A 12,812-nucleotide genomic window follows, 5' to 3' on the forward strand; every position below is an offset into this window, starting at 1 on the left:
TGTCCGCGGGGTCACGCTGTTGTCGCGACGTCCACTCTCGCCTGTTCCAGCAGCCAGCTCAGCACGTTCGGCAGCAGGGACACGGCAGCGAAGTGCGCCACCGACGGTTCCAGCACGACGGTCGCGCGCTCGATCCTGCTTGCCAGCCACTTGAAGTGCTCGACGGGTGAGAACACGTCGTTCTCCCCGTGCCACAGCAGAAGGGGCATCGCGATCTCGGTCGGGTCGAACCCCCACGGTTTGCTGAAGGCGAGGGCGTCGTCGATCCAGCCGTCCGCGTTCTTCTCGATCCCGGCCATGAAGTTCTTGTGCAGCAGACGTCGGATCCCGGCGTCCGCCACCACCTGGCGGTCCACGTCGGGCATCTCGCCGTCGAGGTCCTTCAGCAGGGCCATGGGGTCGGCCCGCATGGCGTCCGCGTTCTGCACCAGAGTGCTTCGCAACACTCCGCGGTACTTGCGCGCGTTCCTGTACTCACGGACGTTCGACTCCGTCATCCCCGCGAACCAGTCCAACTCCGGTGCGTCGGGCGGCGCGAGGCTCACCATCACGGCGGCGCTGTGCACCCTGTCGGGCAGACGTGCGGCGCACGCGAGCGCGTGGGGGCCGCCTCCGGACCGGCCGACCACGGAGAACTCCTCGAGCTCCAGGTGGTCGGCGATGTCCTCGACGTCCGCGGCGGCATCGACGACCCGGCGGCCGGGGCTGCGCGTCGAACCGCCGTAGCCGGGACGGTCGTAGGCGATCAGGCGGATGCCGAGCTGATACAGCACCATCGATCGGGGGCGCGGTCCCTGATGACTGCCGGGAGTTCCGTGCAGCAGAAAGACGGGGTGCCCTTGAGGGTCACCCCAGGACTCGAGGACGAGCTGTCGCCCGTCTCTGCTGCGAGCGGCGCGTGCCACTTCTGCCTCCCGTCCATCGGCCCTCAAGCGTGCCGGAATCCTCTCAGAGCGACGGGTACTGCTGAGACAGCATTGCGGGTCGGCGTCGGCTCGTCATCGGAATGTGACCAGAATGTCGAAATCTCGCCCGAACAAGGCCAGCTTATGCCCCTTTCGGCAGGTTGGCCTGGGCTGGAAGACCCTGTTGCCGGATCCATGGCCCTCGTGTGGCGGGCGCTAGCCGCGGACAGCCCGCGGCCCGGTCACCTCGGCGCCCAACTCCGCCACCCGCCGCCGCAGTTCCCGATCGGCCGTGACCACCAGCACCCGCCGCTCGCCGGCCCCCGCCACCAGCTCCACCATCCGGTCGTCCCCACTGCCGGGCGCGCTCTCCACCCGAACCCCCGGCACCGACTCCACCCCCCGAGCCGCCCCCTCCACCACCAGCACGATCTCCACCGCCCCGTCCCGCCCGGGCACCCCGTCCGCGGCCAGCCGGTCCCGGAGCCGCTGCGCCGCTCCCCGCCGGTCCCGCCACCATCCGTCGGGCACGGAACCGACGACATTCGCGGCGTCCACGACGACCAGCAGCGCGTCACTCATGGCCCCAGCGTCCCACGCCCGGCCCACCCGGAGGCGGTACAGGCCGCCCGATTAGAGTGGACCCGTGTCCATGGCCCGTACAGTGAACGGCAACTGGCTCATCCGCGCCCGGGACGGCCGGCTCGGCGTCTACACCACCCGTGACAATGCCGTGTGGTGCCGGGCCGAGCAGCGACCCGGCGGCACCTGGTCGCCCTGGCGCAAGGTCGGCGGCGAGCAGCGTCTGCACGCCGTACTCGCCGTGGGCCAGGGCGCCGACGGCTACGCACACCTCGTCTCCTGGCGCCCCACCAAGGCCAAGGAGTCGGGCCTCGTGCACTCCACCCACTTCCGCGTCCACCTCGCCGCCCTCGACTGGGCCCCGGCCGGCCACCCGGACAAGGCGGGTGCGCGCACCGGCGTGCCCGCCGTGGCCGTCGACGCGGAGGGCCGGGCCCATGTCTTCGTCGGCAACCGCGGCCGGGGCGTGCACGCCCTCGTGCAGAAGGAGCGCGGCGGCTGGAGCGCCTGGTCCGACCTCAAGGGCTCCGAGGTACATGGCGAACTGACCGCGGTGACGGGGGAGTCGGGCCGCGTCGAGCTGTACGGCACCAGCCCCACCGGCATCGTGCGCTGGCTCCAGGAGGAGCCCGGAGCACCTCCCGTACCGGCCGACCCGCTGCAGGTCCGCGTCGAACCGGGCACCCTGAGCGCGCTGCCCACCTCCAAGGAACACACCACGCTGTTCTTCGCGGACCCCGAGGGCATGCTCTACGCCTGGCGTCCTGACACCGAACCCCTTCCGCTGCTCGCCGCGGCGGGCCCCGGCCCGGCGGCCCTGCTGCGCTGCACCCTGGAAGGCCACGACTGCACGCTGCTCGCCCAGCGTTCGGCCTCCGGCCGGGTCGCCTTCGCCGCCTGCCCCACCGAGCAGGAGTCGGCGGGCCTGTGGTGGACGGAGTCCGGACCGCAGCTCCCCGTGGACACGGCCGTGGCTCTCGCCGAGGACGCGGACGGCCGTATCGTCGCCGCGACGGTGACTCCCGACGGCGAACTGCGGGTCGCCCGGCAGAAGGACGAGCCGGGTCTGGCACTGGCGGCCTGGCAGGAGGTCTGAGCGCCCCCGGACTCGACGGAAAAGAGGGCCTCCGCTGTGGCGGAGGCCCTCTTCACGGTCGTACGAAGAACACTTACGCCGGAACCGACGCCAGACCCGGAGCCAGGAACTTCTTGCCGTTGACGCGCTCGGAGACACCCTCGCGGTCCAGGTACGGCGTGATGCCGCCCAGGTGGAAGGGCCAGCCGGCGCCCGTGATCAGGCACAGGTCGATGTCCTGGGCCTCGGCGACGACGCCCTCGTCGAGCATGAGCCCGATCTCCTGGGCGACGGCGTCCAGGACGCGGTCGCGAACCTGCTCCTCGGACAGGACGACATCGCCCTGCTCGAGGAGGGCTGCGACCTCGGGGTCCAGCTCCGGCTTACCGGAGTCGTAGACGTAGAAGCCGCGCTTGCCCGCCTTGACGACGGCCGCGAGGTTCGGGGAGACCGTGAAGCGCTCCGGGAAGGCCCTGTTGAGGGTCTCGGAGACGTGCAGGCCGATCGCGGGACCGACCAGCTCCAGGAGGACGAGCGGGGACATCGGCAGGCCCAGGGGCTCCACCGCCTTCTCCGCCACGGCGACCGGGGTGCCCTCGTCGATGACGTTCTGGATCTCGCCCATGAAGCGGGTGAGGATGCGGTTCACGACGAACGCCGGGGCGTCCTTGACCAGCACCGCGGTCTTCTTCAGCTTCTTGGCGACGGCGAAGGCCGTGGCCAGCGAGGCGTCGTCGGTCTGCTCGCCGCGGACGATCTCCAGGAGCGGCAGGATCGCGACCGGGTTGAAGAAGTGGAAGCCGACGACCCGCTCGGGGTTCTTCAGCTTCGACGCCATCTCGGAGACCGACAGCGAGGAGGTGTTGGTGGCGAGGATCGCGTGCGCCGGGGCGACCGCCTCGACCTCCGCGAACACCGTCTGCTTGACGCCGATCTCCTCGAACACGGCCTCGATGATGAAGTCCGCGTCGGAGAAGCCCTCCGCCTTGTCCAGCACACCGGTGACCAGGGCCTTCAGGCGGTTGGCCTTGTCCTGGTTGATACGGCCCTTGCCGAGCAGCTTCTCGATCTCGGCGTGGACGTAGCCCACCCCTTTGTCGACGCGCTCCTGGTCGATGTCGGTCAGTACGACCGGCACCTCGAGGCGGCGCAGGAAGAGCAGCGCGAGCTGGGAGGCCATGAGGCCCGCGCCCACGACGCCCACCTTGGTGACGGGACGCGCGAGCGACTTGTCCGGCGCACCGGCGGGACGCTTGCCGCGCTTCTGCACCAGGTTGAACGCGTAGATGCCGGAGCGCAGTTCGCCGCCCATGATCAGGTCGGCGAGGGCCTGGTCCTCGGCGTCGTAGCCCTGCTGCAGGTCGCCGTTCTTGGCGGCCTCGATGATGTCCAGGGCGCGGTAGGCGGCCGGAGCGGCCCCGTGCACCTTGGAGTCCGCGATGAAGCGGCCCTTGGCGACGGCCTGGTCCCAGGCCTCACCGCGGTCGATCACCGGGCGGTCGATGACGATCTCGCCCTTGAGGACGGACGCCGTCCACAGCAGGGACTGCTCCAGGAAGTCCGCGCCCTCGAACAGCGCGTCGGCGATGCCCAGTTCGTAGACCTGCGCGCCCTTGAGCTGCTTGTTCTGGTTGAGCGAGTTCTCGATGATGACCGAGACGGCCTTCTCGGCGCCGATCAGGTTCGGCAGCAGCGTGCAGCCGCCCCAGCCGGGGACCAGGCCGAGGAAGACCTCGGGGAGCGAGAAGGCGGGCAGGGCCGCGGAGACCGTGCGGTAGGTGCAGTGCAGACCGACCTCGACGCCACCGCCCATCGCGGCACCGTTGTAGTACGCGAAGGTCGGCACCGCGATGCCGGCGAGGCGCTTGAAGACCTCGTGGCCGCCCTTGCCGATGGCGAGCGCGTCCTTGTGCTCCTTGAGGAGCTCGACGCCCTTCAGGTCGGCGCCGACGGCGAAGATGAACGGCTTGCCGGTGATGCCGACGCCGATGATCTCGCCGGCCGAGGCCTCCTTCTCGACCTGGTCGATGGCGGCGTCCAGGTTCGCCAGCGAGGCCGGGCCGAAGGTGGTCGGCTTGGTGTGGTCGAAGCCGTTGTCCAGCGTGATGAGCGCGAAACGGCCCGCGTTGAAGGGCAGGTCCAGGTGGCGTACGTGCGCCTGGGTGACTACCTCGTCCGGGAACAGCTCGGCCGCACCCTTCAAGAGCTCAGTGGTGCTCACTTGCTGCCTCCGGCGTCCTTGTGGTTCGGGTTCTCCCAGATGACCGTCGCGCCCATGCCGAAGCCGACGCACATCGTGGTCAGGCCGTAGCGGACCTCGGGCTGCTCCTCGAACTGACGGGCCAGCTGCGTCATCAGACGCACACCCGAGGAGGCCAGCGGGTGACCGAAGGCGATCGCGCCGCCGTACTGGTTGACGCGCGCGTCGTCGTCCGCGATCCCGTAGTGCTCCAGGAAGGCCAGGACCTGGACCGCGAAGGCCTCGTTGATCTCGAACAGGCCGATGTCGGAGATGGACAGGCCCGCCTGGGCCAGCGCCTTCTCCGTGGCCGGGATCGGGCCGTAGCCCATGACCTCCGGCTCGACACCCACGAAGGAGTACGAGACCAGGCGCATCTTCACCGGCAGGTCGTTCTCGCGGGCGAAGTCCTCGGAGGCGATGAGGGAGGCGGTGGCACCGTCGTTCAGACCGGCCGCGTTACCGGCGGTGACCCGGCCGTGGACACGGAACGGCGTCTTGAGGCCGGAGAGGTTCTCCAGCGTGGTGCCCGGGCGCATCGGCTCGTCGGCGGTGACCAGACCCCAGCCGGTCTCACCGGCCTCGGGGCTGGTGCGGCGCACCGAGATCGGCACCAGGTCGGCCTGGATCTTGCCGTTGGCGTACGCCTTGGCGGCCTTCTCCTGGGAGCGCACGGCGTACTCGTCGGCGCGCTGCTTGGTGATCGTCGGGTACCGGTCGTGCAGGTTCTCGGCGGTCATGCCCATGAACAGGGCGGACTCGTCGACCAGCTTCTCGCTGACGAACCGCGGGTTGGGGTCCACACCCTCACCCATGGGGTGGCGGCCCATGTGCTCGACACCACCGGCGATGGCGACGTCGTAGGCGCCGAAGGCCACGGAACCGGCCACGCTGGTGACGGCCGTCAGGGCGCCGGCACACATGCGGTCGATGGAGTAACCGGGTACGGACTGCGGCAGACCGGCGAGGATGCCCGCGGTGCGGCCGATGGTGAGTCCCTGGTCACCGATCTGCGTGGTCGCGGCGATGGCGACCTCGTCGATCTTCTTCGGGTCGAGACCCGGGTTGCGGCGCAGCAGCTCCCGGATCGCCTTCACGACAAGGTCGTCGGCGCGGGTCTCGTGGTAGATGCCCTTCGGGCCCGCCTTGCCGAACGGGGTGCGGACGCCGTCGACGAAGACGACATCCTTGACGGTACGAGGCACGATGGCTCTCCTCCAGATGCGGGATCTGCACTGCTGCGGCCGCGCTGAGCGCGCGCTCAGGTCCATGCTACTTGCGGGTAATGTACCTGCACACCCCTGGAGCCCGGAGCGGCGAAGGTCACACCGCGGGAGGCGCCGTCGAACCCCGTGGCGTCAGTACGGGAGTGGGCACGGGATGGGATCCCGGCCCCTCTCCGGTGATCACGCCGAACAGCGTGCGGGCCACGTCCGCACCGAATCCGTGCACGTCATGGCTCATCGCGGAGAGCGTGGGGTGGGTCAGCCGGCAGAGCTGGGAGTCGTCCCAGGCGAGCAGGGAGACGTCTCGCGGCACGTTCAGGCCCATCTCCGCGGCGACCGCCAGCCCGGCGACCGCCATGATGTCGTTGTCGTACACGATCGCTGTCGGCCGGTCCTGGGATGCCGCCGTCAGCAGGGACCGGGTGGCCCGCGCGCCGGCCTCTCCCGAGTAGTCGGTGGTGACCTGCCAGGCCCCCGCCAGCTCCAGCGTCCGCGCCGCCTCGTCGAAGGCCGCCGTGCGCGCCGCCGTGTGCCCCAGAGCGGCCGCACCGCCCACCCGGGCGATCCGCCGGTGCCCCAGCGCCGCGAGATACCGCACGGCCTCCGTCACGGCGGTGGCGTCATCGGTCCACACCGAGGTCAGGCTCCCGGTGAACGAGGGGTCCCCCACGGCCACCACCGGCATTCCCAGCCGTTCGGCCGCCGCGACGCGCGGGTCGTCCGCCCGGAAGTCGACCAGGATCGACCCGCCGATCTGCCGTCCCCGCCACCACGCCTCCTGGAGGCCGACCTCCTCCTCCACGTTCCGCACGAGCCGCAGCAGCAGCGAGCAGTTCCGCTCGATCAGCACGCTCTCCAGGCCGGACACGAACTCCATGTAGAACGGTTCGAGCCCCAGCAGCCGCGCCGGCCGGCAGATCGCGAGCCCCACGACGTCCACCCGCGACCCGGCCAGTGTCCGTGCCGTGAGGTTCGGCTCCCAGCCCAGCTCCCGCGCGGCCCGGAAGATCCGTTCCCGGGTCGGCTCCGACAGCCCCGGCTTGTGGTTGAAGGCCAGCGACACGGCCCCCTTGGACACCCCGGCGCGCGCGGCGACGTCCTTGATGGTGACGCGAGAGGCCGGCTGGGCTGTCATCGGCTGGGCTCCAGGCAGTACAGGGCGGACCGGGCGGCATCCGCATCAGGAGTCTTCCAGCCGCTGACGCCGATGGTCACCCGCTCCCCGGGCAGCAGCGTCACCAGCCCCCGGTCGGCCCGCGCCGCCGGATCCAGCCGGTCGGCCTGGAGCAGCAGATCCCGTACGAGGGTGTGGGCCGTCACCGTCACGGCATCCGGCGCCACCGAGACGTCGAACTCGGGCCGGGGGTAGGGGATGTCACGATCCGGCGAGGGAAAGTACACGGCCCGCAGGCCGTCCGCGTCGGCCACCAGGAACTCCTTCGGCCCCACCGGCTCCAGCTCGCCCGGCACGGCCACCTCGGCGACGGCCCGCCGCCCCACCCTGAACCCCACCTCGGCCTCGCCGATCACCGCCCCCTCGACCGACATCCGCCGCAGCCGCACGGCACCCGCCCACTCCTCGGCAGCCTGGTTGACGACGGCCAACTCCCGCCCCCGAACCGTCAGCAGCCGGTCCGCGTACAGTCGCCGCAGCTCGTGGTAGAGCGGCTTCTCCCGCCCGTCCCCGTCGATCGCCGCCCAACTCGTCACCGGCCAGCAGTCGTTGAGCTGCCACACCACCGTCCCCGCGCACACCGGCCAGTGCGACCGCCAGTGCTCGACACCGGCGGCCACGGCCCGCGCCTGGTTGACCTGCATCAGGTAGTGCCAGCGATCGAAGTCCCCCTCGGGGAAGGCGAAATGCCGCTCAAGTCCCCGCCGCAGCTTGCCGTTTCCGTCGTCCGCCTTCTGGTGGTGCAGCACACCGGGGGAGTCCGCCGCGAGCTCCTCCCCGGGCAGCGCGCGCGCCAGCGTGGCGTGGGCGGGCGGTGCCTGCCAGCCGAACTCGGCCACGAAGCGCGGCACTTCACTCCGGTACTCGGCGTAGTCCTCCCGGTTCCACACCTCCCAGGAGTGATGCGTCCCGTGCGCGGGGTCGTTCGGATGGTGCTCCCACGACCCGGACCAGGGGCTCCCGGCCGTGTACGGTCGTGTCGGGTCCAACTCGGCCACCACCCGCGGCAGGACGCCCAGGTAGTACCCCTCACCCCAGGAGTCCCCGGCGAGCCGCGCCTCCCAGCCCCAGTCCCGGAACCCCCACAGGTTCTCGTTGTTGCCGTTCCACAGCACGAGCGAGGGATGCGGCATCAGCCGTACGACGTTCTCCCGGGCCTCCGCCTCCACCTCACCCCGCAGCGGCTGCTCCTCGGGATAGGCCGCGCACGCGAACGGGAAGTCCTGCCAGACCAGCAGCCCCAGTTCGTCGCAGGCGTCGTAGAAGTCGCCGCTCTCGTAGATCCCGCCGCCCCAGACCCGCACCAGGTCCACCCCGGCGCCGGCCGCCTGCCGCAGCCGTTCCCGGTAGCGCTCGCGGGTGATCCGGGAGGGGAACACGTCGTCCGGGATCCAGTTCACGCCGCGTGCGAAGATCCGTTCGCCGTTGACGACGAGGGTGAACCCGGTGCCGTGCTCGTCGGCCGAGCGGTCCAGTCCGACGGTCCGGAAGCCGACCCTGCGCCGCCACACGTCCAGCGGGCGATCCTCGAACAGCAGCGTCAACTCGACGTCGTACAAGGGTTGTTCGCCGTATCCACGCGGCCACCACAGTCGCACGTCCGGCACCTCGAGGCGTACGACCCCCGAGGTCCCGTCGATCGCGGCGCGCGCCCGCACCCCGCCCACCGAGGCCTCCACCGTCAGGGGCGCCTCGACCCGGGCCCGCTCGACGTTGACGGCCAACTCCACGACGCCCGCACCCTCCTGGACGCTCACCAGTGGCCGCACCCGGGAGATCCGGGCCGTGGACCACCGCTCCAGGCGTACCGGCCGCCAGATCCCGGCCGTCACCAGCGTGGGCCCCCAGTCCCAGCCGAAGGAGCACGCCATCTTGCGGATGTACTGATAGGGCTCGGCATACGCGGCCGGGCGCTCGCCCAGTTTCCCGCGCACCGCCTCGGCCTCGGCGTAGGCGGAGACGAAGCGCACGCTCAGCCGTCCCGCCATGCCGGTCACGTCGAAGCGGTACGAGCGGTGCATGTTCCTTGTCCGGCCCAGGAGTTGGCCGTCCAGCGTGATGTCGGCCGCGGTGTCCAGTCCGTCGAAGACGAGGTCGGTCTGCTCGTGCCCGTTGGCGGGAGCCAGGTCGGTCTCGTAGGTCCACTCCCGCCGTCCCACCCACGCGACCTCGGTCTCGTTGCGGCCGAGGAAGGGGTCCGGGATCACTCCCGCCGCCAGCAGATCGGTGTGCACGCAGCCCGGTACGACAGCGGGCAGTTCGTCCACGGTGCCGCCGGAGTGTCGCAGGATCCATCCCTCGGTGAGCGGTGTGGCCTGAAGCATGTACACACTCCCTAAACCGATCAAGTACCGTACCGCGGGCACTTTTTGGAAACGTTGGCATCGTTGGCGAGATAGGGACTTTACCGGTTAAGGAAACGTTGTCAGAGTTCCGAACCAGCCAACCCGCTCGTGCTCGTCCGCCCCGTGAACGGAGCTGATGCACATGAACCGCCGTACAGTCCTGGCCATGGCCGTGGGTGCCACCCTGCTGATCCCCGGGTGCACCGGCACCGGAGCTTCCTCGAAGGGAGCCGACGCCAAGGCCGCCGACGATCCGTCAAAGGTCTCCGGAACCATCAAGGTCCTCACCGTCCGCACCGACCTCGTGCAGGACGGCACACTGAAGAAGTACGCCGCCGAGTTCAACAAGACCTATCCCAAGGTCAAGGTCGAGTTCGAGGGCATCACGGACTACGAGTCCGAGGTCAAGATCCGCATGAACACCGAGAACTACGGTGATGTGCTGCTGATCCCGGCCGTCATCAAGAAGTCCGACTACCCGAGGTTCTTCGCCTCGCTGGGCACCCAGCAGGAGCGCGCCAAGAAGTACCGCTTCACCGACTTCACCACCGTCGACGGCAAGGTGTACGGGCAGAGCCCCGTCGCGGTGAGCCCCGGGTTCGTCTACAACAAGCGGATCTGGCAGGAGGCCGGCGTCACCCAATGGCCCACCACTCCGGCCGAGTTCATCGCCGACCTCAAGGCCATCAAGGCGAAGACCGACGCCATCCCGTACTACACCAACTTCTCGGCAGGCTGGACGCTGTCCTCGTGGACGTCCGTCGACGGCGCGGTGACCTGTGACCCGAAGGCGACCGACAAGCTCGCCGAGGGCGACCCCTGGGCGAAGGGCGCGGACCTGCGCGTCGGAGACCAGCTGCTGTACGACATCGTCCACGAGGGGCTGATCGAGAAGGACCCGACCACCAGCAACTGGGAGGAGTCCAAGCCCCGCACCGCCAAGGGCGAGATCGCCACACAGTGGCTCGGCACCTGGGCGATCGTGCAGTTCCAGGACGCCGCCAAGAAGGCCGGCGTGAACCCGGACGACATCGGCTTCATGCCCTTCCCGGCGCAGACGGGCGGGAAGTTCTGCGCGACCATCGGCCCCGACTACAACCAGGCGGTCAACGTCCACTCCAAGTACAAGGAGGCGGCCCGCGCCTGGATCGACTGGTTCACCGACAAGTCCACCTACGTCGAGGACAACCTCGCCCTTCCCCCGCTCAAGGACGCCCCGCTGCCGGCGGTCCTGAAGCCGTACGAGGACCAGGGCGTGAAGTTCATCGAGCTGGACGACGCCCAGGGCGCGAAGGTCAAGCAGATCGACAACGAGTCCGAGGTCGGCATCTTCGCCCCGGAGTACCGCCAGAATCTCGTCGACCTCGCCCGCGGCGCCCGAAAGGGCAGCCTTGACGACTTCCTCGGCGACCTGAGCAAGCGCTGGACGGACACCCAGAAGAACCTGGGGTCCTGATGACGGACACCACACAGAAGGCGGCCGTGGAGGTGATCCCGGCCGCCCCCGTCCCGGCACCTCCCTCGCGCCGCACCCGTGCCCGGCGGGGCCTCACCCCCTGGCTGTTCCTGATCGCCCCGCTCGCCCTGCTGGCCACCTTCACCTACGCGCCGCTCCTCAACATGGTCGCGTACAGCTTCACCGACTGGGACGGCGTGAGCCCCGTCCTGCACTACACGGGCGTCGAGAACTACCAGGAGGTCTTCACCCGCCCCGACCTCTTCGAGGTGTTCTGGGTCAGCGGCTACTACCTCGCCGCCTCCGTGGTCCAGATCGTCCTCGCCCTCTACTTCGCGACGATCCTGAGCTTCAACGTCCGCTTCCGGAACTTCTTCAAGGGCGTGCTGTTCTTCCCGTACCTGATCAACGGGGTCGCGATCGGCTTCGTGTTCCTCTACTTCTTCCAGGACGGCGGCACCCTCGACTCGGTGCTGAGCCTGTTCGGAGTGAAGACCGACCACGCCTGGCTCGGCACCCCCGCCTCCGCGAACACCTCGCTGGCCGGAGTCTCGGTCTGGCGCTATCTCGGTCTGAACTTCGTCCTGTTCCTCGGCGCGATCCAGTCCATCCCGGGGGAGCTGTACGAGGCGGCCGAGCTGGACGGCGCGAACCGCTGGCACCAGTTCCGCCACATCATCGCGCCGGGCATCAAGCCGGTCCTGACCCTGACGGTGATCCTGTCGATCTCCGGCTCGCTGTCGGTCTTCGAGATCCCGTACATCATGACCGGCGGCGCGACCGGCACCGAGACCTTCGTGATCCAGACGGTCAACCTGGCGTTCCGCTTCAACAAGACGGGCCTGGCCTCGGCGGCCGCCATCGTCCTCCTGCTGATCATCCTGCTGGTGACCTGGGTGCAGCGGCGCCTGGTCCCCGACGACAAGGTGGATCTCGTATGACCCGCCGTACGATCGCCCGCACCCTCGTCTACCTGTCGCTGATCGCCGCGACCGTGGTCGTCCTGCTCCCGCTCCTGGTCGTCGTGCTCACCTCCCTCAAGTCGGAGAAGGAGATGGCGAACACCAGCGGGGCCCTCGAACTGCCCCATGACCTGCTGAACTTCCACAACTACGTGACGGCGTTCCAGGACGGCGAGATGCTCACCGCCTTCACCAACACGGCGATCATCCTGCTGGTCTCCATCGGCGGCACGGTGCTCATCGGCTCGATGACGGCCTACGCCATCGACCGCTTCACCTTCCGCTTCAAGAAGCTGGTGGTGGCGCTCTTCCTGACCGCGGCACTGGTCCCCGGCGTCACGACCCAGGTGGCGACGTTCCAGATCGTCAACAGCTTCGGCATGTTCGACAGCCTCTGGGCGCCGATCGCCCTCTACATGGGCACGGACATCGTCTCGATCTACATCTTCCTGCAGTTCGTCCGCTCGATCCCGGTCTCGCTGGACGAATCGGCCCGCCTGGACGGCGCCAACTCCTTCACGATCTACCGAAAGATCATCTTCCCGCTGCTGAAGCCAGCCATAGCAACCGTGGTCATAGTGAAGGGGATCACCGTATACAACGACTTCTACATCCCCTTCCTCTACATGCCCTCGGAAGATCTTGGCGTGATCTCGACGTCGCTTTTCCGCTTCAGAGGCCCCTACGCGGCCCACTGGGAGGTCATTTCGGCCGGAGCGGTCCTGGTGATCCTGCCGACCCTGATCGTTTTCCTGTCGTTGCAGCGCTTCATCTACAACGGCTTCATGAGGGGCGCGACCAGGTAAGCGCTTTTAGGGGCGCGGGGCTGTATCAATGTGCGGCTCCGC

Annotated in this window: 10 protein-coding genes; 4 read left to right on the forward strand and 6 right to left on the reverse strand. The window is 69.2% G+C overall.

The features are described from left to right. Positions 1-11: 11 nt before the first annotated feature. Both ACFYRX_RS09685 and ACFYRX_RS09690 read right to left on the reverse strand, forming a co-directional pair. Entirely contained in the window at positions 12-905 is an 894-nt protein-coding gene (locus ACFYRX_RS09685; RefSeq protein ID WP_389097798.1) for an alpha/beta fold hydrolase, read from the reverse strand. 216 nt (positions 906-1,121) lie between these two features. Continuing rightward, on the reverse strand, positions 1,122-1,487 hold the full coding sequence (locus ACFYRX_RS09690) for an NTP pyrophosphohydrolase (protein WP_389097799.1): 366 nt from the start codon (positions 1,485-1,487) through the stop codon (positions 1,122-1,124). A 70-nt stretch (positions 1,488-1,557) separates the two neighbouring features. On the opposite strand from ACFYRX_RS09690, the gene ACFYRX_RS09695 reads away from it, so the two are divergent. Then, on the forward strand, positions 1,558-2,583 hold the full coding sequence (locus ACFYRX_RS09695; RefSeq protein ID WP_389097800.1) for a hypothetical protein: 1,026 nt from the start codon (positions 1,558-1,560) through the stop codon (positions 2,581-2,583). 73 nt (positions 2,584-2,656) lie between these two features. Here ACFYRX_RS09695 and ACFYRX_RS09700 read toward each other — a convergent pair whose 3' ends face one another. From ACFYRX_RS09700 to ACFYRX_RS09715, 4 genes are all read right to left on the reverse strand, one after another. After that, a complete protein-coding gene (locus ACFYRX_RS09700; RefSeq protein ID WP_389097801.1) occupies positions 2,657-4,783 on the reverse strand; it encodes a 3-hydroxyacyl-CoA dehydrogenase NAD-binding domain-containing protein in 2,127 nt (708 codons plus the stop codon). After that, positions 4,780-6,006 (reverse strand): thiolase family protein, encoded by a 1,227-nt coding sequence (locus ACFYRX_RS09705; protein WP_389097802.1) that lies wholly within the window; start codon positions 6,004-6,006, stop codon positions 4,780-4,782. The genes ACFYRX_RS09700 and ACFYRX_RS09705 overlap by 4 nt, the downstream gene beginning before the upstream one ends. A 118-nt stretch (positions 6,007-6,124) precedes the next feature. Further along, positions 6,125-7,162, reverse strand: coding sequence for a LacI family DNA-binding transcriptional regulator (locus ACFYRX_RS09710; RefSeq protein WP_389097803.1), 1,038 nt, complete (start codon positions 7,160-7,162; stop codon positions 6,125-6,127). Then, on the reverse strand, positions 7,159-9,525 hold the full coding sequence (locus tag ACFYRX_RS09715) for a glycoside hydrolase family 2 protein (RefSeq protein ID WP_389097804.1): 2,367 nt from the start codon (positions 9,523-9,525) through the stop codon (positions 7,159-7,161). The genes ACFYRX_RS09710 and ACFYRX_RS09715 overlap by 4 nt, the downstream gene beginning before the upstream one ends. Positions 9,526-9,688: 163 nt before the next feature. Between ACFYRX_RS09715 and ACFYRX_RS09720 the strand changes: the two genes are divergently transcribed. Genes ACFYRX_RS09720 through ACFYRX_RS09730 form a run of 3 tightly spaced genes read left to right on the forward strand, consistent with a single transcriptional unit; the run spans position 9,689 to position 12,770 of the window. Beyond that, positions 9,689-11,002 carry an extracellular solute-binding protein gene (locus tag ACFYRX_RS09720; RefSeq protein ID WP_389097805.1) on the forward strand — a complete coding sequence of 438 codons (1,314 nt, stop codon included), beginning with the start codon at positions 9,689-9,691 and terminating at the stop codon, positions 11,000-11,002. Beyond that, positions 11,002-11,943 carry a carbohydrate ABC transporter permease gene (locus tag ACFYRX_RS09725; RefSeq protein ID WP_389097806.1) on the forward strand — a complete coding sequence of 314 codons (942 nt, stop codon included), beginning with the start codon at positions 11,002-11,004 and terminating at the stop codon, positions 11,941-11,943. The genes ACFYRX_RS09720 and ACFYRX_RS09725 overlap by 1 nt, the downstream gene beginning before the upstream one ends. Then, a complete protein-coding gene (locus ACFYRX_RS09730) occupies positions 11,940-12,770 on the forward strand; it encodes a carbohydrate ABC transporter permease (protein WP_389097807.1) in 831 nt (276 codons plus the stop codon). The genes ACFYRX_RS09725 and ACFYRX_RS09730 overlap by 4 nt, the downstream gene beginning before the upstream one ends. Positions 12,771-12,812: the final 42 nt, after the last annotated feature.

The sequence above is a fragment of the Streptomyces sp. NPDC005374 genome, assembly GCF_042872225.1.
Lineage (GTDB): Bacteria > Actinomycetota > Actinomycetes > Streptomycetales > Streptomycetaceae > Streptomyces.

Bases quoted from the DNA above. Each gene is read 5' to 3' on its own strand.
- ACFYRX_RS09720 (WP_389097805.1), top strand. From the start codon at position 9,689: ATGAACCGCCGTACAGTCCTGGCCATGGCCGTGGGTGCCACCCTGCTG.
- ACFYRX_RS09725 (WP_389097806.1), top strand. From the start codon at position 11,002: ATGACGGACACCACACAGAAGGCGGCCGTGGAGGTGATCCCGGCCGCC.
- ACFYRX_RS09710 (WP_389097803.1), bottom strand. From the start codon at position 7,162: ATGACAGCCCAGCCGGCCTCTCGCGTCACCATCAAGGACGTCGCCGCG.
- ACFYRX_RS09690 (WP_389097799.1), bottom strand. From the start codon at position 1,487: ATGAGTGACGCGCTGCTGGTCGTCGTGGACGCCGCGAATGTCGTCGGT.
- ACFYRX_RS09695 (WP_389097800.1), top strand. From the start codon at position 1,558: ATGGCCCGTACAGTGAACGGCAACTGGCTCATCCGCGCCCGGGACGGC.
- ACFYRX_RS09730 (WP_389097807.1), top strand. From the start codon at position 11,940: ATGACCCGCCGTACGATCGCCCGCACCCTCGTCTACCTGTCGCTGATC.
- ACFYRX_RS09715 (WP_389097804.1), bottom strand. From the start codon at position 9,525: ATGCTTCAGGCCACACCGCTCACCGAGGGATGGATCCTGCGACACTCC.